The 19921-nt window shown below is 62.9% G+C and carries 20 protein-coding genes and 1 tRNA gene; 14 read left to right on the top strand and 7 right to left on the bottom strand.

What is annotated here, in order from left to right; translation table 11 throughout:
- The first annotated feature begins 48 nt into the window (after positions 1 to 48).
- From AC1RBA_RS17085 to AC1RBA_RS17075, 3 genes are read left to right on the top strand one after another with little or no spacing between them, the layout of a single operon-like run.
- The gene (locus AC1RBA_RS17085) at positions 49 to 2163 is read left to right on the top strand and encodes a TonB-dependent receptor family protein (protein ID WP_492419253.1); all 2115 of its coding nucleotides are present in this window, start codon (positions 49 to 51) and stop codon (positions 2161 to 2163) included.
- Positions 2164 to 2171: 8 nt separating this feature from the next.
- Positions 2172 to 3512 carry a PepSY-associated TM helix domain-containing protein gene (locus AC1RBA_RS17080; protein ID WP_492419251.1) on the top strand — a complete coding sequence of 447 codons (1341 nt, stop codon included), beginning with the start codon at positions 2172 to 2174 and terminating at the stop codon, positions 3510 to 3512.
- 57 nt (positions 3513 to 3569) lie between these two features.
- Complete coding sequence (locus tag AC1RBA_RS17075) at positions 3570 to 3962, top strand: hypothetical protein (protein WP_492419250.1); 393 nt, start codon at positions 3570 to 3572, stop codon at positions 3960 to 3962.
- 3 nt (positions 3963 to 3965) lie between these two features.
- Here AC1RBA_RS17075 and AC1RBA_RS17070 read toward each other — a convergent pair whose 3' ends face one another.
- Positions 3966 to 4880, bottom strand: a complete 915-nt coding sequence (locus AC1RBA_RS17070) for a LysR family transcriptional regulator (protein WP_070291203.1) — start codon at positions 4878 to 4880, stop codon at positions 3966 to 3968.
- Between the two features lie 102 nt (positions 4881 to 4982).
- On the opposite strand from AC1RBA_RS17070, the gene AC1RBA_RS17065 reads away from it, so the two are divergent.
- The 4 genes from AC1RBA_RS17065 to AC1RBA_RS17050 all read left to right on the top strand — a co-directional run bounded on the left by AC1RBA_RS17065 (position 4983) and on the right by AC1RBA_RS17050 (position 8742).
- Positions 4983 to 6092 carry a muconate/chloromuconate family cycloisomerase gene (locus AC1RBA_RS17065; protein WP_492419248.1) on the top strand — a complete coding sequence of 370 codons (1110 nt, stop codon included), beginning with the start codon at positions 4983 to 4985 and terminating at the stop codon, positions 6090 to 6092.
- Positions 6093 to 6101: 9 nt separating this feature from the next.
- Complete coding sequence (gene catC, locus AC1RBA_RS17060) at positions 6102 to 6392, top strand: muconolactone Delta-isomerase (protein WP_070303391.1); 291 nt, start codon at positions 6102 to 6104, stop codon at positions 6390 to 6392.
- An 11-nt stretch (positions 6393 to 6403) separates the two neighbouring features.
- The gene (pcaD, locus tag AC1RBA_RS17055) at positions 6404 to 7207 is read left to right on the top strand and encodes a 3-oxoadipate enol-lactonase (RefSeq protein WP_492419246.1); all 804 of its coding nucleotides are present in this window, start codon (positions 6404 to 6406) and stop codon (positions 7205 to 7207) included.
- Positions 7208 to 7338: 131 nt separating this feature from the next.
- Complete coding sequence (locus AC1RBA_RS17050) at positions 7339 to 8742, top strand: sodium:solute symporter family protein (protein WP_070219286.1); 1404 nt, start codon at positions 7339 to 7341, stop codon at positions 8740 to 8742.
- A gap of 13 nt (positions 8743 to 8755) precedes the next feature.
- On the opposite strand, the gene AC1RBA_RS17045 is transcribed toward AC1RBA_RS17050, so the two are convergent.
- From AC1RBA_RS17045 to AC1RBA_RS17035, 3 genes are all read right to left on the bottom strand, one after another.
- Positions 8756 to 10150: a GntP family permease gene (locus AC1RBA_RS17045; protein ID WP_492419244.1), complete on the bottom strand. Its 1395-nt coding sequence runs from the start codon at positions 10148 to 10150 to the stop codon at positions 8756 to 8758.
- A 128-nt stretch (positions 10151 to 10278) separates the two neighbouring features.
- Positions 10279 to 10355 (bottom strand) — tRNA-Pro (locus tag AC1RBA_RS17040).
- A 54-nt stretch (positions 10356 to 10409) separates the two neighbouring features.
- A complete protein-coding gene (locus tag AC1RBA_RS17035) occupies positions 10410 to 12503 on the bottom strand; it encodes an AsmA family protein (RefSeq protein WP_492419242.1) in 2094 nt (697 codons plus the stop codon).
- Between the two features lie 120 nt (positions 12504 to 12623).
- On the opposite strand from AC1RBA_RS17035, the gene AC1RBA_RS17030 reads away from it, so the two are divergent.
- Both AC1RBA_RS17030 and arsC read left to right on the top strand, forming a co-directional pair.
- Entirely contained in the window at positions 12624 to 12992 is a 369-nt protein-coding gene (locus AC1RBA_RS17030; protein ID WP_227742107.1) for an ArsR/SmtB family transcription factor, read from the top strand.
- Positions 12989 to 13411: an arsenate reductase (glutaredoxin) gene (arsC, locus tag AC1RBA_RS17025; protein ID WP_070219283.1), complete on the top strand. Its 423-nt coding sequence runs from the start codon at positions 12989 to 12991 to the stop codon at positions 13409 to 13411. Before AC1RBA_RS17030 ends, arsC begins: the two co-directional genes overlap by 4 nt.
- Before the next feature lie 60 nt (positions 13412 to 13471).
- Here arsC and ispB read toward each other — a convergent pair whose 3' ends face one another.
- A complete protein-coding gene (ispB, locus tag AC1RBA_RS17020; RefSeq protein ID WP_070219282.1) occupies positions 13472 to 14461 on the bottom strand; it encodes an octaprenyl diphosphate synthase in 990 nt (329 codons plus the stop codon).
- Between the two features lie 304 nt (positions 14462 to 14765).
- Between ispB and rplU the strand changes: the two genes are divergently transcribed.
- The 5 genes from rplU (at position 14766) to proB (ending at position 18197) form a co-directional block, all read left to right on the top strand.
- Entirely contained in the window at positions 14766 to 15077 is a 312-nt protein-coding gene (rplU, locus tag AC1RBA_RS17015) for a 50S ribosomal protein L21 (protein WP_034754730.1), read from the top strand.
- A gap of 53 nt (positions 15078 to 15130) precedes the next feature.
- Positions 15131 to 15403, top strand: coding sequence for a 50S ribosomal protein L27 (gene rpmA / locus AC1RBA_RS17010; RefSeq protein WP_070219281.1), 273 nt, complete (start codon positions 15131 to 15133; stop codon positions 15401 to 15403).
- A gap of 114 nt (positions 15404 to 15517) precedes the next feature.
- On the top strand, positions 15518 to 16627 hold the full coding sequence (obgE, locus tag AC1RBA_RS17005) for a GTPase ObgE (protein ID WP_034754647.1): 1110 nt from the start codon (positions 15518 to 15520) through the stop codon (positions 16625 to 16627).
- A 13-nt stretch (positions 16628 to 16640) separates the two neighbouring features.
- Positions 16641 to 17051, top strand: coding sequence for a hypothetical protein (locus tag AC1RBA_RS17000; protein WP_070219280.1), 411 nt, complete (start codon positions 16641 to 16643; stop codon positions 17049 to 17051).
- A 27-nt stretch (positions 17052 to 17078) separates the two neighbouring features.
- The gene (proB, locus tag AC1RBA_RS16995; RefSeq protein WP_099410303.1) at positions 17079 to 18197 is read left to right on the top strand and encodes a glutamate 5-kinase; all 1119 of its coding nucleotides are present in this window, start codon (positions 17079 to 17081) and stop codon (positions 18195 to 18197) included.
- A gap of 126 nt (positions 18198 to 18323) precedes the next feature.
- Here the strand turns inward: proB and nth are convergent, their stop codons facing one another.
- Both nth and rsxB read right to left on the bottom strand, forming a co-directional pair.
- A complete protein-coding gene (gene nth / locus AC1RBA_RS16990; RefSeq protein WP_230506634.1) occupies positions 18324 to 18971 on the bottom strand; it encodes an endonuclease III in 648 nt (215 codons plus the stop codon).
- Positions 18968 to 19699 carry an electron transport complex subunit RsxB gene (gene rsxB, locus AC1RBA_RS16985; RefSeq protein ID WP_492419308.1) on the bottom strand — a complete coding sequence of 244 codons (732 nt, stop codon included), beginning with the start codon at positions 19697 to 19699 and terminating at the stop codon, positions 18968 to 18970. The genes nth and rsxB overlap by 4 nt, the downstream gene beginning before the upstream one ends.
- Between the last annotated feature and the right edge of the window lie 222 nt (positions 19700 to 19921).

The following is a 19921-nucleotide window of genomic DNA, read 5'->3' as shown; positions in this document are numbered from 1 at the left end:
CACCTTGCGGTGTGACGCCCCGCATCCGCACACTTAAACGAGAATCACATGAACAAGAAATTATTGATGCTGGCGGCAGCCATCGCCCTGGCCTATCCCTGCGCGCAGGCGCAGCAACTTGACCACGCCATCGACACGGTCGTCGTTTCCGGCTCGCGCGCGCAATCGTGGCTGTCCGAGACGCCGCAGGCGATCGGCGTCGTCAATGCCAAAACCCTGGAGCGCGACAAGCCCAGGACCATGGGCGATATCCTCAACCGCATCGCCGGCGTGTACTGGAATGACCTGGGCAACGAGCAGCACAGCATGAGCATCCGCCAGCCCATCGGCACGAATGCCGTCTACCAGTACCTGGAAGACGGCATACCCATCCGCCCGCTGGGTGTCTTCAACCACAACTCGCTCAACGAGATGAACATGGCGGGCGCCAGCGGCGTGGAAGTGGTGAAGGGCGCCGCCTCGTCGCTGTACGGCAGCAATGCCGTTGGCGGTGCCGTGAATTTCCTCACGGCCGGCGCCAGCGCCACGCCGACGGCAAGCGCGGGCGTGCGGCGCGACAACGTGGGCGGCTTCACCCGCTACGACACGGCCGCCAGCGATACCTGGGGGCCGCTGGGACTGCGCTTTTCCCATTACAGTTCGCGCCGTTCGCGCGACAACTGGCAAGAGTACAGCTATGGCGACAAGGATTCGTTCTCGCTGCGCGCCGACTATGCGCTCGGCCCCGCGTCGCAGCTGCGCGCCACCCTCGTGCACACGGATCTCGATGCGGCCATGACGGGCAGCCTGTTCGAGAACGATTACCGCAGCAATCCCGGCAAGAGCCTGAATACGTTTACCTACCGCAAGGACAAGACCACGCGCATGAACCTGGCATGGGAGGGCGCGACGACGGCCAATGGCACGAGCACCGTCACCGTGTTTACGCGCAAGAACGACCATGGGCAGCTTCCCGCGTATTCCATCGGCAGCTGCGCGGGCATGCTGTGCAAGGGCGTCATCAACAACAACCATGTCGATTCGCTGGGGCTGGACGTGAAACACCAGCAGGAATTCGCGTGGCTGCGTTCGCGCCTGGTCGCCGGCGTGTACGTGGACAAGAGCGACAATCCCTTTGTCAGCGATAACCTGTCCATCGTGCGCGATGCGGCCACGGGCCGCTATGTGCGCTACACCCTGGCCAATGCCAGCAATCCGCAGGGCGTGCGCGACTACCAGACGGACATCTTGAACACGGCCGTCTTCGCGCAGTGGGAATTTTCTCCGCTGGCGGGCACGCGCGTGGTGCTGGGTGGACGCTCGGACGCCATCCGCTACGACTATCATAACAATCTGGCGCCCGGCGGCAGCGTCAACTACGGCGCGCCCGACGAGTCGCGCAGCTTTTCTCATGTGAGCCCGAAGTTGGGCGCCACCTACGCCATCGGCCATGCGGGCAGCGCATATGCGAACGTCAGCCAGGGCTTTACCCCGCCCGAGGTCAGCCAGCTGTATGGCAAGACGGGCATCGCCGACTTGCAGCCGTCCGTCTACAACAACTATGAACTGGGCTTGCGCTGGGCCTTCCTGCAGGGCCGCTTGAAACTCGACACGGCACTGTACCGGCTCGACGGGCGCGACACCATCGTCAGCTACACGCTTTCGCCGGGCAACAGCGAAAACCGCAATGCGGGACGCACGCGCAGCGAAGGGCTGGAGCTGGGTTTGAACTACGACAGCGGGCCGTTCGACGCGCGCTTCGCCACGGCCATCGCGCGCCACCGCTACCTGCGCTACCAGGTCTCCAGTACCCTCGATTACAGCGGCCGCATCATGCCGCAGGCGCCGCGCGACATCACCTCGTTCGAGATCGGCTACAAGCCCGTGACGGGCGCGCGTATCGCCCTCGAAGCCGTGCATCAGGGCCGCTACTGGATGAACAACGCCAACACGGTGGAGTATGGCGGCCACGCCTTGCTGAACCTGCGTGCCAGCTACCAGCTCGCGCGGGGCCTGGAAGCGTGGGCACAGGTGCGCAATGTGGCCGATAAACGCTATGCCGATTCGGCCAGCAGCAGCTATGCGGGCACGGGCAGCTATGCGCCGAACAGCCAGAACCAGTACACGCCCGGTGCGCCGCGCAGCGTGATGCTGGGCCTGGCCTATACCTATGGCGGACTGTGAGGATGGCCATGGACGACGCAACTTTTCTTGTCGCACGGCGCAAAAGCCTGTACTGGCGCATCCACTTCTGGGCCGCGCTGATCGCCTCGCCATTCGCGCTGGTGGCTACCCTGACGGGCATTTTGTATGTATTCACGCCACAGATCGAGGCAAGGCTGTACCAGCACCTCGACCATGTGGCGCCGCAAGCGTCCATGCTGCCGCTGGACGCCGCCGTGGCGGCAGCGGAGCGGGTGGCCCCGCATGGCTGGACGGTGCAGCACGTGGTGCCGCCGTTTCAGCAGGACGACGCGGTGCAGGTGGCGTTCGCGCCGCCCGGCGGCGCGAACGATGAACACGCGGGCCATGGCGGACATGCCGCACCGGTCAAGCCGAAGTTCGGCCTGCCCGCGCAAGCCGTGATCGTCTACGTGAATCCGTATGACGCGCGCGTGCTGGGCAGCCTGGCCAGCAGCGAACGTTTCGGCAAATGGGCGAAAAAGCTGCATTCGCGCCTGCTGCAAAACGATGGCTGGCGCTGGATGATCGAGCTGGCCGCCAGCTGGCTGATGGTGATGCTGGTGACGGGCGTGGTGCTGTGGTGGCCGCGCGGCGCGCAATCGGGCTTGCCGAAGCGGGGCGCGCAAGGCCGCAACGGCTGGCGCCAGTGGCATGCTTTTCTCGGCGTGGCGCTCGGCATCGTCAGTGTCGTGATCCTGACGACAGGATTGACGTGGAGCCAGCAGGCGGGCGGGCGCATCCGCACGCTGCGCGACGTCAGCGGCCAGGCGCCGCCGCCCGTGCCGCGCGGCCTGCACTCAAGCGAAGAGGGCGCTCCGCTCGACTGGCAGGATGCGTGGCAAGTGGCGCGCAGTCACGCGCCCGCCATCGCCGTGCAGCTGACGGCGCCGGCCAGTCAGGACGATGTGTGGCGCGCCACCATGGCCGACCGCAGCCAGCCCACCTTGCGCTTCGACCTGCAATTCGACGCCTACAGCGGCAAGCCTTTGTACTATGCGGGCTGGGACGCGCAGACGGCGTTCGGCAAGGCAACCGCCATCGGCATCCCGTTCCACCGCGGTGAATTCGGCTGGTGGAACCAGGCCTTGCTGCTGCTGTTCGGCGCCAGCGTGCTGTTTTCGCTGGTGTCGGGCTGGGTGATGTTCTTCAAGCGGCGCCTGCCAGGCTCGCTGGGCTTGCCCAAGTTGCTGCCGGGCGCCTGGACCTCGCCGTCCGCGCTGGCCTGGCTGGTGGCGGCCGGCATGTGCGCGCTGATGCCGCTGCTGCTCGTGTCGGGCGGCATGCTGGTGCTGCTGGAATTGGGGTTGGCAAAATGTGGGCCGCGTGTCGGCCGCATGTGGCTGCGCTAGAATAAGGGATGCGGCCAGGCTCGTTGCCAAGGGCCGCGCCTTTGTAATGGCTGAACCATGGTATTCATCGATTTTCCCGCCTTGTCCACGCTGGCCGCCGCGTCGGCCGGTGTCACGCAAAAATGCAGCTGCTGCACCGTTCCGCTCGATGCCTGGCAGCGGCTGCCCACGTCGCTGGAACTTGACCGTTTCGAGGAGGTCGGCACCCTGCGCGCAGATCCGTACGAGGAACCGACGTTTGACGAGTACCACCCGCACGGCACGCGTTACGACAGCGTCGACGCGCCCATCGCGCCGCGCTACTATCCCGCGAACCTGAGCCAGGTAGCCCGCTGCCTGAACTGCGGCCGCCACTACCTGCGCTACAACGAGGCGGGCGGCTATTTCACGGAGCTGCGCATCCGCGCGCTGCGCCCGGCATTGCTGGCCGATGCACCGCTGTCAAAGTGAGGACTACAGGCTTTCCTTGACGTGCGCGATGCCGTGTTCATCGTAGATCGAGTACACGGCAGCGAGAAGGTTTTCCAGTTCCGGCGAGCGGTCCATATGCCGCATGCTGAATAAAATGGGCGAGAACGCATGCTTGTCGTCCAGCTTGCGGTACACGACGTTCCGGTGATGCATGGCCTGCACGCTTTCGGGCACGATGGAAATGCCCTGGCCGGCCGCCACCAGTCCCATGGAAATCTGCAGCTCGCGCACTTCCGTGACGGGACCGGGTGTGACATTGCCTTCGCTGAACATGGCCAGCACCTGGTCGGCAAAGCTGGGGCGCGGCGCTTTCGGATACACGAGCAGGGTCTCGTGGATCAGGTCTGTCAGGCGCAAGCCGCCTTCACCCTTGGCCAGCCGGTGGCCGGGCGGCAGGGCCACCACGAGCCGCTCTTCGCGCAGCAGGATGCGGCGGATGCTGGGGTCTTCGCTTTTCAGGCGTCCGAAACCCACGTCGATGCGGCCTTCCTTCAGGGCCTTCAACTGCTGCACCGTCGTCATTTCATGCAGGGTCACGTCGACCTCGGGATGGCGTTCGCAAAAGCGGTGCACGATGTCGGGCAATTCCCCATACAGCGTCGAGGCGACGAAGCCGATCGACAGGGTGCGTTCCAGCTTGCCCACGCGCTGCGTCATCGCCTGCAGGTCGCGCACCTGGTCGAGCAGGGGGCGCGCATGGGCGAGGAAAAACTCGCCCGCTTCCGTCAGCCGCAAGGGCCGCGACCCTTTTTCGATCAGCGCCACGCCCAAGGTTTCTTCCAGCTGCTGCATCTGCCGGCTCAGCGGCGGCTGCGCGATATGCAGGCGCGCGGCGGCCCGCGTGAAGTTCCTTTCCTCTGCGACCGCAACGAAGTAGCGCAAGTGCCGTAATTCCATCTTCATACCTTTCAGGTATAGGTTTGATACCAACTCGGTGTTGGACGCGGGGGCATTCGGGGAATATCGTGTCACCACTCCACAGAATTATACGGAATAAATATGATTCAAAATATCGAGACCTACCTGGTCGATGTGCCAACCATTCGCCCGCACCGGATGTCCGTCGCCACCATGAATACGCAAACCCTGGTGCTGGTGAGGCTGCGCTGCGCCGACGGCATCACGGGCTGGGGCGAGGCCACCACCATCGGCGGCTTGAGCTACGGCGGCGAAAGCCCGGAAAGCATCAAGACGAATATCGATACCTATATCGCCCCGCTGCTGGTCGGCATGGAAGCGAGCGAAGTGGCCAAGGCCATGGCCCTGGTGCGCAAGGTCATCCAGGGCAACCGCTTCGCCAAGTGCGCGATCGAGACGGCGCTGCTCGATGCGCAGGCGCGCCGCCTGAACGTGCCGCTGTCGGAATTGCTGGGCGGCCGCGTGCGCGATGCGCTGCCCGTGGCCTGGGTGCTGGCCAGCGGCGACACGGCGCGCGATATCGCCGAAGGGGAAAAGATGCTGGAACTGCGCCGCCACCGCATCTTCAAGCTGAAGATCGGCCTGCGCGACGTGATGGACGACGTGGCCCACGTGCTGGAGATCAAGCAGGCGCTGGGCGAACGGGCCAGCGTGCGGGTCGACGTCAACCAGGCCTGGAGCGAGACGGACGCCGTGCGCGGCATCGCCGCGCTGGAAGCGGGCGGCATCGACCTGATCGAACAACCGGTGAAGGCGGGCAACCGCGCCGCGCTGGCGCGCCTGAAGCAGCGCTTCGACGTGGCCATCATGGCCGACGAAGCCTTGCACGGCCCCGCCGATGCGCTGGCGCTGGCGCAGGCCGATGCGGCCGACGTGTTTGCCGTAAAAATCACCCAGTCGGGCGGCTTGCTGCCCGCGCTGGAAGTGGCCACCGTGGCGCGCCTGGCCGGCGTCGGCCTGTACGGCGGCACCATGCTCGAAGGCGGCGTCGGCACGGCCGCCACGGCCCATGTCTGCTCGACGTTTGCCGAACTGGCCTGGGGTACGGAATTGTTCGGCCCTTTGCTGCTGACGCAGGAAGTCTTGCGCGAACCGCTCGTGTACCGCGACTTCATGCTGCAAGTGCCGACGGGCCCGGGTTTGGGCGTCGAGATCGACCTGGACAAACTGCGTTCCATGCAACGCCAATAAGGAGAAACCATGTTATTCCATGTACGCATGAACGTGAACCTGCCGTTGAGCATGCCCGCCGAGCAGGCGGCGCAGCTGAAGCAAACGGAAAAGGAATTGGCGCAGCGCCTGCAGCACGAGGGCAAGTGGCGCCACCTGTGGCGCATCGCCGGCCAGTACGCCAACGTCAGCGTCTTCGACGTGGACAGCGTGGACGAGCTGCATAATTTGCTCACTTCGCTGCCGCTGTTTCCCTACATGCAGATCGACGTGATGCCGCTGTGCCGCCATCCTTCGTCGGTGCGCGACGACGATTCCTGAGGAGACATGCAATGACGCAGATAGGCAACGGCACTGCCGGGAAAACGTGCGAGGTCGACGGTATCGGCCTGCATTACCGCACGGATGGCGAGCGCGGCAAGCCCTGCCTCGTCCTGTCGAATTCCCTCGGCACGGATCTATCCATGTGGGATGCGCAGGCGGCCGCGCTGGCCGGCGACTTTTTTGTCGTGCGTTACGATACGCGCGGCCATGGCCAGTCCGCCAGCGGCGGCGTGCCGTTCGGCATCGAGCGCCTGGGCCTGGACATGGTGGCGCTGCTCGACCACCTCGATATCGCGCGTGCCGCCTTCTGCGGCATTTCCATGGGCGGCTTGATTGGCCAGTGGCTGGGCATACACGAGCCGCGGCGCTTGACGCGGCTGGTGCTGGCAAATACGGCGGCGCGCATCGGCGGCGCCGCGCCGTGGCAGCTGCGGGCGGAACAGGTGCGCCGCGACGGCATGGCCGCGGTGGCCGACAGCGCCGCCGCGCGCTGGTTCACGCCGCAGTTTATCGCGCGCGAAGCGGACACGGTGGCACGCCTGGTCGGCATTTTGCGCAGCCAGGATGCCGGCGGCTACGCGGCTTGCTGCGACGTGCTGGCCCAGACGGACTTGCACGCCGGCGTCGGCACGATCAGCGTGCCCACCCTGATCATCGCGGGCGAGCACGATCCCGTGACCACCGTCGACGACGGGCGCTGGCTGCAGCGGCAGATCGCGGGCGCCCGCCTGGCAAGCGTGCCCGCCTCGCATATCTCGAACGTCGAAGCGGCGGACTTGTTTGCGGCGCAGTTGCGGACCTTTTTGTTGTGAGGCTTGCTGTACCGTATAGGTATGGCAGGAATTTGACTTTCCCCTGAGCACCGCCACCGGCTCGTCCGGCATGGGGCAGGGGAAGCTTTCTTGAAAAATAATAATAAGAAAAGCAGACTTGGAGTAGACGGATGGAAAACAGATTGATCATCATCGCTGCGATCACGGTGGGCTATTTCGCCCTCATGTCGTACATTACCTACAGCGTGCGCAAGCATGCCAACAGCGCCGAGGGCATGACGGCGGGCGGGCGCAATTATCCCGCTTACCTGATCGGCGCGCTGTTATTGTCGGAATTCATCGGCAGTTCCGTCAGCATCGGCACGGCCCAGAAGGGCTATGAACTGGGCATTTCCGCCGCATGGAATCTGGTGGCGCTGTCGCTGGGCTTCTTGCTGCTGGCCATCGTGCTGGTCAAGAAATACAAGGAAAGCGGGCAGTCGACGATTTCCGGCATCCTGGCGCAAACGTATGGCGAGCCCGTGCGTTACGCGGCTTCCATCCTCACCATCGTCGCGCTGAGCATCGTTGCCGTGGCCCTGTATGCGAGCGGCGGCGCCGTGCTGGCGGCCGTGTTGCACATCAACAAAACGGTGGCCATCTTGCTGGTGGGCGCCATCACCGTGATCTATGTCAGCCTGGGCGGCATGCGCTCGGTCGTGTACACGAACTTTGCCCACTCCATCGTCAAGTACCTGGGCGTGATCCTGGCGCTGGCGTATGCGCTGGAAGCCTCCGGCGGCATCGGTGCGCTGCAGGCGCAGCTGCCCGCCAAGATGTTCAACTGGGTCGAGATCGGCTGGGGCCAGATCATCGCCTGGATGATCGGCGGCATCGGTTCCATCTTCGCCACGCAATACGTGATCCAGGCCCTGGTCAGCACGGACAACCCTGCCGTGGCCAAGCGCGCCTGTTATTACGTGTCCTCGCTGATGATTCCGTTCGGCCTGATGGCGGCCCTGATCGGCATGTGCAGCGCCGTGCTGTATCCGGGCATGAAGTCGATCGACGCCTTCCCGACCCTGATCGCCCACATGCCGGCGTTTTCTGCCAGCATCATGATCGTCGGTCTGGCCGGCGCCCTGTTCGGCGGCATTTCCGCCACCACCCTGGCATCGGCCACGCTGGCCATGAAGGATTTTTATGATCCCTGGTACAACAAGGCAAAGAATGACGCGAAATCGCTGATGTTCCTGCGCATCGCCATCGTCGTGGCCGGCCTGCTGCCGCTGGTGCTGGCGCTGTATGCGGAAAAACTGCTGATGATCGCCTTCCTCGGCAAGGCCCTGCGCGCCACCCTGGCCGTGCTGGTGCTGATGGCCTTCTATGCGCCGAAATTCGGCACGCCGCGCGGCGCCTTCGTCGGCGTGATCGTTTCCGTGATCGCCACCATCGGCTGGTTCCTGGCGGGCAATCCGTATGGCGTCGACAGTTCCTACCTGGCGCTGGCCGGCCCGCTGCTGACCATGGGCATCAGCCACCTGTTCAAGCCGGCGCACGCTGTGGCGAAGCCGGCATCGTCGTCGCGCCTGTAGTTTGCCCCGACCCTCAGACCAGCCCCGTCATGTAATAGATGGCAATGACGAGGAACACGGCCACCGTCTTGATGACGGTGATGCCGAAAATGTCGCGGTAGGACTGGCGGTGCGTGAGGCCCGTGACGGCCAGCAGGGTGATCACGGCGCCATTGTGCGGCAAGGTATCCATGCCGCCGCTGGCCATGGCCACCACGCGGTGCATGACTTCGAGCGGGATATGCGCCTGTTGCGCGGCCTGGATAAAACTGTCCGACATGGCGGCCAGCGCAATGCTCATGCCGCCCGAGGCCGAGCCCGTGATGCCGGCAAGGGTCGTGACGGAGACGGCCGCGTTGACGAGGGGATCGGGCACGCTGCGCAAGGTGTTGCTGACGGCAAGAAAGCCGGGCAGGGCGGCGATGACGCCGCCAAAGCCGTATTCGGACGCCGTATTCATGGCCGCCAGCAGGGCGCCGCCCACGGCCGCCTTGGTGCCTTCGGCAAAAGCGGCGCGGATACGCCCGAAGGCCGTTGCGCACACGAGCAAAATCCCCAGCAACAAGGCGCCTTCCACGGCCCAGATACCGGTCACGGAAGCGATCGACGTAGATACGGGCGCATGCAGGCCCGGCAGGGCCTCGGCGGTGAGCACGTAGCTGGCGCCATACCAGTGCGGGATCAGCTTGGTCAGCGCAAAGTTGGCCACGCCCACCAGCACCAGAGGCGCCACCGACAGCAGCGGATGGGGCAAGTCGCCCGCGTCGGCCGTGGCCTTTTCGGCCTCGGCCCCATAGCCTTCGCCCGTCGCCATGACGGAACGGCGGCGCCATTCCAGGAAGGCCAGCCCCATGATCACCGTCAGCACGGCGCCGATGGTGCCCAGCCACGGCGCGGCCCAGCCGGTCGTGTTGAAAAAGGTGGTGGGGATGATGTTCTGGATTTGCGGCGTGCCCGGTAAGGTGTCCATGGTGAACGAGAACGCGCCCAGGGCGATGGCGCCCGGCATCAGCCGCTTGGGGATATTGCTCTGGCGGTACAGTTCGGCTGCGAACGGATACACGGCAAACACCACCACGAACAGCGACACGCCGCCATAAGTCAAGGCGGCGCACACGGCAACGATCACGGCATTCGCGCGCGCGCTGCCGATGTAGCGGATGGCCGCCATGACGATGGACTGGGAAAAACCGGACAACTCGATTAGTTTACCGAACACGGCACCGAGCAAAAAGACGGGGAAATACAGCTTGATGAAGCCCACCATCTTTTCCATGAAGATGCCGCTGAAGACGGCCGGCACGGCCGACGGATCGGTGAGCAATACGGCACCGAGCGCGGCGACGGGCGCAAACAGGATCACGCTGTAGCCGCGATAGGCGGCCAGCATCAGGAAGGCCAGTGCGGCCAGAACTATCAGGAAAGACATCGGTCAGGCCCTTGCGCGAGAAGTGATCAGGACATTAATGATGTAATTAATATCATATTTCTCGGCAACACACCAACGCGCAGGTCAAGGTACGGGCAGCTTAAGCCGGCACAGCAAGGGGAAACGGCTGGTCGGGGTGAGAGGATTCGAACCTCCGGCCTCTGCGTCCCGAACGCAGCGCTCTACCAGGCTGAGCCACACCCCGCTTACTGTTATTACAGCAGATGGCGGGGCGGGTTTCAAGCGGCTGCGTCAAGGCCTATTTCTTTTCCTGTTGCGCCTTGTTGATGTCCGCTTCGCTGACCTTTTTCGCCGGTGCATTCGTCGCAGGCGAGCTTGGCGCCTTGCGCGTGGCGTTCGCTTGGGCCATGACGGCGGCGCAATCCGTGTCGGGGGCTTTGTCGACGTTGACCAGCGGCAGCAGGGCGGCCAGCGGGGTGACGACGGTGGCCAAGGCCACGGCGGCGCCGGCCTTTAATGCCAGCGGGCCTTTTTGCGGACCCACGTCCGGGTTCTTGAACGTGCCTTTCGCATACAGCGGCGTGCGCAGGGTGATGATGCGGGCGCCCTTGGTACGGGGGCGCACGTCGAGGTCCAGGGTTTCTGTTGCCAGGTTGACGTTGCCCGTGATATTCACCACGGCCGTGTCCGTATCGAGCACGAAGCGGCGCACGTCGGCCTGGCCATTCGTGACGGCGAAATCGCTGGCCAGGCAGTTCAAGTGCACCTGCTTGTCGCCGAAGATTTTCACGAAGACGGCGTTGGCCAGGTTCAGGCCGGCCAGTTCCAGCATGAACTGGCTGACGGAGCCTTCGCTGACGGTGGCCGCCAGTTCGCCATTCGCGCTGGCCAGCATGGCGGAAACGGAGTTGCCGTGGCCCGTCAGCGCCGCATCGCCATACACTTCACCGAAGCTCGCCTGCATCGATTGCAGCTTGGGAAATAGTTCGCGAATCTTGAGGTGGCGCGCCGCCACCTTGGCTTGCGCGGCGATGGTTTTTTGACGGCCGTCGAGTGTGATGTTCGAGGTGATGTCGCCGCCGGCCATGCCGAAATTGAGCGGCGTCAAACTCAGCACCTTGTCTTTCATGCGGATAGTGGCGACGATATCGTTGAGCGGGATATCGTGCGTGCGCACCAGTTTCTTGCCCGTGAATTTCACGTGGGCGTCGAGCGCATCCCATTTCGCCGTATTGAACTGTTCCACCGGCAAGGCTTTATTGTCGGGCTGCACGGGCGTCTTGCCGCGCGCCTGTTTCTTGGCATTGCTGTCGGCGCCGATGGCGGGGCCCAGGTCTTCCAGGCGCAGTTGCTGCGACGTCACCTCGCCGCGCAGCAAGGGGCGGGGCCGGCGCGGCAGGTATTGCAAGGTGCCGGCCAGGTCGCTCTGGCCCACCGTGCCCTTGAAGTTCTGGTAGGTCCAGTTCCAGCTGGCGCCGTCCTTCTTGCCCAGCAGGCGGCCTTTGGTGGCGTAGTCCGGCGTTTCCGGCAGCAGCACGCCCGTCAGCGGGTACAGATCGGCCATGCTGGCGCCTGCCAGGCTCAGCTGCAAATCGATGCCGGACAGCGAGCGCGGGTCCGTCAGGGTGCCATCGATGCTGGCCTTGTTCTTGCCCAGTACGGCCTGCGCCTGCACGGGATACACGGTGTTATTGTCGGTCAATGACAGCACGGCGCCCGCCTTGCCGCCGCCCGTCACGGGCGCCTTGCGGTAGCTGCCGCCCAGGGTGAAGGCGATGCCGTATTTCTGCACGGGGACGTTGCCCTGCGCGTCGCCCGGCGTGGCGTCGGGCGCCGTCGAGCTGACCTTGGCTTGCACGTCGAGCGCGATGCCTTCGTCCAGGTAGCGGATGGCGCCGTCGGCGAAGGCCATGCGCTGGATTTCCATGTCCCATGCCGAAGGACCGTTATCCTTCAAGGTCCAGCTGTTGCTGCCGTCGGCGCGCCGCTGCAAGGCGATATTGGGTGCGTCGAGCGCCAGGTCTGTCAGCACCACGCGGTGCTGCAACAGGGGCAAGGGATGGATGGCCAGGTCGATGCGTTTCGCGCTGGCCAGTTGCGGGCCGGCTGTCGCCCAGTCCGGGTTGCTCATGCGCACATCGTGGGCGCTGATGACAGGCCGCGGCACGTAGCGGCGCCAGCCCGGTTCCGTTTTCAGGCCTTGCTTCCATGTCACCTGCAGGTCGCCGCCGATGACGAAGCTGCGGCCCGTGCTTTCCGACACTTTTTCGTTGATGTAGGGACGGGCGCGGTTCCAGTCGAAGGTCAGCACGAAGATGACCACGATGGCGATGAGGGCAAGCAGGGCGGCCAGGCTCCAGCCGAGGATGTTGAGCGGGGTTGAGCGTGTCATGGGAATGCCGATCGCAGTGATTTTTCATCAAGGTAGACCGATAGGCCGGGACAGTCGGTGCGCTGGGTTACGTAAGACACCGCGCTTGAAATGATTCAATAATTCGACTATTATTGAAATATGGAAAATGAAAAGACAATAGCGAACCAGGCGACGCCGCTGACGAGCGCTTCCGCCATCGTGGCCCTGGCTGCGCTGGCGCAGGAATCGCGGCTGGCCGTATTCCGCCTGCTGGTGCAAGCGGGGCCGGAAGGCATGGCCGCGACGAAAATTGCCGACGCGCTGGCGATTGCGCCATCGTCGCTGTCATTTCACTTGAAAGAACTGGCGCACGCCAATCTGGTGACGGCGAACAAGGCAGGCCGTTCCATCATCTACGCGGCCAATTATGCGGGCATGAACGGCTTGCTCGCCTTCCTGACCGAGAACTGCTGCGCCGGCGCACCTTGCTGCGTCAGCGAACCCAATGTAAAGGACATCACACCATGACGATCACGATTTATCACAACACGGCATGCGGCACGTCGCGCAACACCCTGGCCCTGATCCGCAACACGGGCGTCGAGCCCGTCATCATCGATTACGTCAAGCATCCGCCTTCGCGCGAGGAACTGGTCGACCTGATCGAGCGTGCGGGCTTGTCCGTGCGCGCCGTCATGCGCGACAAGGGCGCCCTGTACGACAAGCTGGGCCTGGCCAATCCTGCGCTGAGCGATGCGGCCCTGCTGGACGCCATGCAAGCCCATCCTATTTTGATCAACCGCCCCATCGTCGTCACGGCACTGGGCGTGCGCCTGTGCCGGCCGTCGGAAAAGGTGCTGGAGATCCTGCCGCTGCCGCAGCAAGGGGCATTTGCCAAGGAAGATGGCCAGGCCGTCGTCGGCGCCGACGGCAAGCCGGTGAAATGAGCGGAGTATAAAAAACGGCGCCAGTGGCGCCGTTTTGTATTGCATATAAGTACAACGCGATCAGTGATTGCGGTCCACGGCAAACGAGCACAGTTGCAGCATCGATTGCTTGTAGATGCTGTCGGGCCAGCCGGCGATGGCATCGGCGGCGCGCTGGCCGGCGATTTCCGCCTGCTTGCGCGTGTAGTCGAGGGCGCCGCTGCTGGTGATGGCCGTCAGGACCGTATCGAAATGCTGTTCGTCGCCTTGCTCGATGCAGCTGCGCACCAGTTCGCGCTGTTCCGGCGTGCCGTTTTCCATCAGCCAGATCAGCGGCATGGTCGGTTTGCCTTCGCGCAAGTCGTCGCCCACGTTCTTGCCGATTTCGGCGGCGTCGCCCGCATAGTCGAGCACGTCGTCGATCAGCTGGAAAGCCGTGCCCAGCGAGCGGCCGTATTCGGCAGCCGCTTCGATATCGTCTTCGCTGGCGCCGGCGATCAGGGCGCCCAGTTGCGCCGATGCTTCGAACAGCTTGGCTGTCTTCGAGCGGATGACGTTCAGGTAGCTTTCCTGCGTCACGTCCGGATCGTGCATGTTCAGCAATTGCAGCACTTCACCTTCGGCGATCACGTTGGTGGCGTCGGAGAGGATTTGCATGACGCGCATATTATTGAGCGACACCATCAGCTGGAACGAGCGCGAGTGCAGGAAGTCGCCCACCAGCACCGAAGCGGCATTGCCGAACAGGGCATTGGCCGTCTGGCGTCCGCGGCGCATCGACGATTCGTCGACGACGTCGTCGTGCAGCAGGGTGGCCGTGTGGATGAATTCAACCACGGCGGCCAGTTCATGGTGCGCCGTGCCGCGATAGGCGTGGGCATTGGCCACCAGCAAAATCAGCACGGGACGGATGCGTTTGCCCCCTGCGCTGATGATGTACTCAGCGATCTGGTTGATCAGAATGACATCGGAGTGCAGCTTTTGGCGGATCACCGTATTGACTGCGTCCATATCGGCGGCAATCGTTTGCACGATGGTGTTTTGGTTAACGTGTTTGTTAGCGTCAGACAAGGCGAACCTGCATTAGATTGTGGGTGCCGCGATTATACGACAAGGCTTGCGCACGCGTGATGTTTGCCTATGGCTGTAAGGCAATTGTTTGATCTTGTTGGCACTGCCGCGCGTTTTCCTGTCTGCCTGGCGCGAGCCTGACATGATGGTCAGGTTGTCGACATACCACGATCGTCAAGCTTTGTGAATACTTTTTGACGCAATTTCTCAGTCCGTGTATAATCGCTGGTTCCCCCTGTTGTGTACGGCTTGCTTTGCGTGACAGTGGGACAAATTCTTTCAACATTTGATGAGGTTTCAAATCATGTACGCGGTCATAAAAACCGGTGGCAAACAATACAAAGTTGTCGCTGGCGAAAAACTTAAAGTAGAACAGATACCGGCAGACATTGGTTCCGAAATCACCATCGATCAAGTTCTCGCAGTAGGCGCGGGCGACAGCATCAAGTTTGGTGCTCCATTGGTCGAAGGTGCAACGGTACTGGTTACGGTTGTGGCGCATGGTCGCCATGATAAGGTCAAAATTTTCAAGATGCGTCGTCGTAAGCACTACCAAAAGCATCAAGGCCATCGCCAGAATTTTACCGAAATCCAAATCGTTTCGATCAACGGCTAATCGCCGCTGTTTGACGCAGTTTGTCTACATAATCAGCTATCAAGGAGTCTTAAATGGCACATAAAAAAGGCGGCGGCACAACGCGAAACGGCCGTGATTCAGAATCAAAGCGTCTGGGCGTTAAAGTCTACGGCGGCCAAGCTATCAATGCTGGCGGCATCATCATTCGTCAACGCGGCACCCCAGTGCGCGCCGGCGAAGGCGTAGGCATGGGCAAGGACCACACGTTGTTCGCGCTGATCGCGGGCAAAGTGAAGTTCGTTGTCAAAGGTGCCGGCTCGAAGCAATTCGTGACCGTTGTACCAAACGAAGCAGTACCAGCGTAATTCATTGGCGGAGCGCCAGTTCGCTCCGCAATGATCGCATGATGTAAGGCGCAAGCCTTCAATCGAAAGGCTCTGCCCAAGGTAGAGCCTTTTTAGTTTTATGGCGGCAAAATTATGAAGTTTATCGACGAAGCAAAAATCGAAGTCATCGCGGGCGATGGCGGCAACGGCTGCGCCTCTTTCTGCCGTGAAAAATTCCGGCCTTTCGGCGGTCCCGATGGCGGCGATGGCGGCAAGGGCGGCACCATTTGGGCAGTCGCCGATCGCAATATCAACACGCTCGTCGATTTCCGCTTCTCCAAAATGCACAAGGCTCGCAATGGCGAGCCTGGCCGTGGCGCAGATTGCTATGGCAAGGGCGCCGATGACATCCACCTGCGCATGCCGGTTGGCACCTTGATCATCGACAACGCGAGCGGCGAAATCCTGGCCGATCTGACCGAACACGGCCAGACCGAAATGCTGGCCAAGGGCGGCGAAGGCGGCTGGGGCAATATCCACTTCAAGTCCTCGACCAACCGCGCACCGCGCCAAAAAGGCGAGGGCAAGGAAGGCGAACGCCGCGAATTGCGCCTGGAACTGAAAGTCCTGGCCGACGTGGGCCTGCTGGGCATGCCGAACGCCGGCAAATCGACGTTCATTTCGGCCGTCTCGAACGCGCGTCCGAAAATTGCCGATTATCCATTTACCACCCTGCACCCGAACCTGGGTGTGGTGCGCGTGTCGCACGAGAAGAGCTTTGTGATCGCCGATATTCCTGGCTTGATCGAAGGCGCTTCCGAAGGCGCGGGCCTGGGCCATCAATTCCTGCGCCACTTGCAGCGCACGGGTCTGCTGTTGCACATCGTCGACCTGGCGCCGTTTGAAACCAACGTCGATCCTGTCAAGGAAGCCAAGGCGCTGGTCAAGGAATTGAAGAAGTACGACGAGTCGCTGGTCGACAAGCCGCGCTGGCTGGTGCTGAACAAGCTCGACATGGTGCCGGAAGAAGAGCGCAAGAAGATCGTCAAGGACTTCCTCAAGCGTTTCGCCTGGAAAGGTCCCGTCTTCGAGATTTCCGCGCTGAACCATCAGGGTTGCCCGGAACTGGTCAATGCGATTTATCAACATCTGGAAGAGAAGAAACACAGCGAAAGCCGTGCCGAAGAAACGCAGATGACCGAAGAAGCACGCGGTATCTCGTCGATCGACCCGGATGATCCGCGTTTCAAGATCCTCGACTAAGCGCCTTACCCTGATGTCGGTACAGACAGTCGCTGCCGCGTTCGCACGCAAGCAAGCGTGGCAGCGCCGTGTATTGCATCTGATCGCGTATGCTTACGGGCTGAGCGCGGTCGCCTGTCTGCTGTTCGCCGATGAAATGGCGGCCGGCATGGGCATCTTCCTCAACGGCGTCGATGGCTACAGCCAGTTCTACGCTTCCCATGTCGGTGTCTGGGGCGCTACCGCGCTCCTGGCGCTGTTCGCGGCACGGCAGGGCGAACTGCCCGTCCTCGGCGATATCACTGCAATGTTGGTCCTGGCGCAGCCCGCCGGCCGCCTGTTCGCGGCCATCAGCTTCGGCTTGCCCCAGGGTTTTGTGTTGTTCATGTGCGCAATGGAGTTGACGGCGGGGCTGGCCTTGCTGCTGCTGCGTCCTGCGCGCTGACGTCTATTAAGTGAAGAGCGCCGCCCCATGGATTCCGTGATTCAAAAAGCTACCCGCATCATCATCAAAGTCGGCTCCTCGCTGGTCACCAACGATGGCCGCGGACTCGACCATGCTGCCATCGCGCGCTGGGCTGCGCAGATTTCCGGCTTGCGTGCCCTCGGCAAGGAAGTGGTGTTAGTGAGCTCCGGCGCCATCGCCGAAGGCATGCTGCGCCTCGGTTTCGAGCAGCGCCCCACCGATATCCACGAATTGCAGGCGTGCGCCGCCGTCGGCCAGATGGGCCTGGCGCAAATCTATGAAAGCAGCTTCCGCGCCCACAGCCTTGGCACGGCGCAAGTGCTGCTCACGCACGCCGACCTGGCCGACCGCGAACGCTACCTGAACGCCCGCTCCACCCTGACGACCCTGCTGCGCCTGGGCGTGGTGCCGATCATCAATGAAAACGATACCGTCGTCACCGATGAAATCAAGTTCGGCGACAACGATACCCTGGGCGCCCTGGTCGCCAACCTGATCGAGGCCGATGCGCTGGTCATTCTGACGGACCAGCACGGCCTGTTTTCGGCCGACCCGCGCAAGGACCCGAACGCCTACCTGATCACGCAAGGCATCGCCGGCGATCCGGCACTGGAAGCGATGGCCGGCGGCGCCGGTTCCAGTCTGGGGCGTGGCGGCATGCTGACGAAAATCCTCGCCGCCAAGCGCGCCGCCAAGTCCGGCGCCCATACCATCATCGCCTGGGGGCGCGACAGCGACGTGCTCAGCCGCCTGGCACAGGGCGAAGCGATCGGCACGCAGTTGCTGGCGCAAACGGGCCAATTGACGGCGCGCAAGCAGTGGATGGCCGATCATCTGCATACGGCCGGCGCCGTCGTGCTCGATGCGGGCGCCGTACAAAAGCTGCGCCAGGAAGGCAAATCCTTGCTGCCGATCGGCGTGACGGGCGTGAACGGCGAATTTGGCCGCGGCGCCGTCATCACCTGCGTTGACGCGCACGGCGTGCCCGTGGCGCGCGGCCTGTCGAACTACACGAGCGGCGAAGCGCGCCGCATCATGCGCAAGCCGTCCACCGAGATCGAAGCGATACTCGGCTACATGGAAGGCCATGAGCTGATTCATCGCGACAATATGGTGTTGTTGTAGGTTGGATTAGCGGCGAACGCCGCGTAATCCGACGCCACCACCGGCCAACAAGGTCGTCGGATTACGGCGCCTTGCGCCTAATCCGACCTACGCAGCAACGACATCGGCCCTATTCGGACCGTTGCTTTACGCCACGGCCGGCACCGGCGATTTTTCCTTGTAATCGCACAGGTCGGCGATCATGCAGTTCCAGCATTGCGGCTTGCGCGCCGTGCAGGTGTAGCGGCCGTGCAGGATGAGCCAGTGGTGGGCGTCGTGCAGGAATTCCTTGGGCACGAATTTGAGGAGCTTTTGCTCGACGATATCGACATTCTTGCCCGGCGCAATGCCGGTGCGGTTCGAGACGCGGAAGATATGCGTGTCGACCGCCATGGTCGGTTCGCCAAACGCCGTGTTCATGACCACATTGGCCGTCTTGCGGCCCACGCCGGGCAAGGCTTCCAGCGAAGCGCGGTCGCGCGGCACTTCGCCGCCGTGCTGATCCAGCAGGATCTGGCAGGTGGCGATGACATTCTTGGCCTTGGTTCGGAACAGGCCGATGGTGCGGATGTAGCTGGCCAGCTCGTCGACGCCCAGGGCCAGTATCTGGGCCGGGGTATTGGCGACCGGATACAGCAGGCGCGTGGCCTTGTTGACGGACACGTCTGTTGCCTGCGCCGACAGCAGCACGGCGATCAGCAGCTCGAACGGCGTCGTGTATTCGAGTTCCGTTTTCGGGGAAGGATTGGCGGCGCGGAAGCGCGTAAAGATTTCCAGGCGTTTGGCGGCGTTCATGCGTCTTTTTTCGGTGTCGTGGGGGCGAGCGGGGCGGTGTCCGTGCTGGCGGCGGCGGCCTTGGCGCGCGCGCGCTCCATGGCGGCGGCGATGATGGCGCGCTTGCGCTCCTTTTCCGCCAGTTCATCTGGCGTGACCGGCACTTCCTGCGTCACTTCCTGCATCTTGGCGACGGCCTTGGCTGCCAGGCGCGCATCGTTGGCCTCGGCTTCGCGGCGCAGCCGCTGCGTGCGGAAATCGTGGCGCGCGCGCGCGTCGTCCGCATCCATCTGGCTCCAGGCATCCCAGCCCGTGGCGTCACCGCTGACCGGGTACATGACGATGCAGTCGACGGGGCAAGGCGCCACGCACAGGTCGCAGCCCGTGCACAGGCTGGTCACTACCGTATGCATCTGCTTGGCGGCGCCGACGATGGCGTCCACAGGACAGGCCTGGATGCACAGGGTACAGCCGATACACAGCGATTCGTCGATATAGGCGACAGATCGCGGACGTTCGAGGCCGTTGACGGGATTGAGCGGAATAACTTTTTTGCCCAGCAAGCCGGCCAGGCGCACGATGCCCTGCGCGCCGCCCGGTGGGCACTGATTGATGTCGGCGCTGCCTGCGGCTATCGCTTCCGCATACGGGCGGCAGCCGTTGTAGCCGCATTTGGTGCATTGTGTTTGCGGCAGCAAGTCTTCGATCTGGTCGGCAAGTGAGGCAGGGGCAGGGTGCGGCACGGTCATCTTCCACGGTAAAACGTCATTATCGGCCATCTGGGCCGCGCACAAGTAAAAACCTGTTTTGTAGGAGGGGATAGCGGGTGCCAGGGCCAGCTGTTGCAGGCGCGCCGCAATCGTATTTTATTTCCCTTGGGAATGTCAAAGTGCAAATAAACAACTTTGCAATTCCTTTTTTTTGTGGGAGCATGATTTTCATCAAGCTACTAATTAAAAAGCCGACCGCCA

It is taken from the genome of Janthinobacterium sp. GW823-FHT03B06 (assembly GCF_058796955.1).
This window is presented reverse-complemented; position numbering and strand designations above follow the sequence as displayed.

What these genes read in the sequence shown, in the direction of transcription:
- catC (WP_070303391.1), top strand. Translation starts at nt 6,102, where the DNA reads ATGTTATTCCATGTACGCATGAACGTGAACCTGCCGTTGAGCATGCCC.
- AC1RBA_RS17035 (WP_492419242.1), bottom strand. Translation starts at nt 12,503, where the DNA reads ATGACACGCTCAACCCCGCTCAACATCCTCGGCTGGAGCCTGGCCGCC.
- arsC (WP_070219283.1), top strand. Translation starts at nt 12,989, where the DNA reads ATGACGATCACGATTTATCACAACACGGCATGCGGCACGTCGCGCAAC.
- nth (WP_230506634.1), bottom strand. Translation starts at nt 18,971, where the DNA reads ATGAACGCCGCCAAACGCCTGGAAATCTTTACGCGCTTCCGCGCCGCC.
- AC1RBA_RS17085 (WP_492419253.1), top strand. Translation starts at nt 49, where the DNA reads ATGAACAAGAAATTATTGATGCTGGCGGCAGCCATCGCCCTGGCCTAT.
- pcaD (WP_492419246.1), top strand. Translation starts at nt 6,404, where the DNA reads ATGACGCAGATAGGCAACGGCACTGCCGGGAAAACGTGCGAGGTCGAC.
- AC1RBA_RS17000 (WP_070219280.1), top strand. Translation starts at nt 16,641, where the DNA reads ATGTCGGTACAGACAGTCGCTGCCGCGTTCGCACGCAAGCAAGCGTGG.
- AC1RBA_RS17065 (WP_492419248.1), top strand. Translation starts at nt 4,983, where the DNA reads ATGATTCAAAATATCGAGACCTACCTGGTCGATGTGCCAACCATTCGC.
- rplU (WP_034754730.1), top strand. Translation starts at nt 14,766, where the DNA reads ATGTACGCGGTCATAAAAACCGGTGGCAAACAATACAAAGTTGTCGCT.
- rsxB (WP_492419308.1), bottom strand. Translation starts at nt 19,699, where the DNA reads ATGACCGTGCCGCACCCTGCCCCTGCCTCACTTGCCGACCAGATCGAA.
- proB (WP_099410303.1), top strand. Translation starts at nt 17,079, where the DNA reads ATGGATTCCGTGATTCAAAAAGCTACCCGCATCATCATCAAAGTCGGC.
- AC1RBA_RS17080 (WP_492419251.1), top strand. Translation starts at nt 2,172, where the DNA reads ATGGACGACGCAACTTTTCTTGTCGCACGGCGCAAAAGCCTGTACTGG.
- AC1RBA_RS17070 (WP_070291203.1), bottom strand. Translation starts at nt 4,880, where the DNA reads ATGGAATTACGGCACTTGCGCTACTTCGTTGCGGTCGCAGAGGAAAGG.
- AC1RBA_RS17030 (WP_227742107.1), top strand. Translation starts at nt 12,624, where the DNA reads ATGGAAAATGAAAAGACAATAGCGAACCAGGCGACGCCGCTGACGAGC.
- AC1RBA_RS17045 (WP_492419244.1), bottom strand. Translation starts at nt 10,150, where the DNA reads ATGTCTTTCCTGATAGTTCTGGCCGCACTGGCCTTCCTGATGCTGGCC.
- rpmA (WP_070219281.1), top strand. Translation starts at nt 15,131, where the DNA reads ATGGCACATAAAAAAGGCGGCGGCACAACGCGAAACGGCCGTGATTCA.
- AC1RBA_RS17050 (WP_070219286.1), top strand. Translation starts at nt 7,339, where the DNA reads ATGGAAAACAGATTGATCATCATCGCTGCGATCACGGTGGGCTATTTC.
- AC1RBA_RS17075 (WP_492419250.1), top strand. Translation starts at nt 3,570, where the DNA reads ATGGTATTCATCGATTTTCCCGCCTTGTCCACGCTGGCCGCCGCGTCG.
- obgE (WP_034754647.1), top strand. Translation starts at nt 15,518, where the DNA reads ATGAAGTTTATCGACGAAGCAAAAATCGAAGTCATCGCGGGCGATGGC.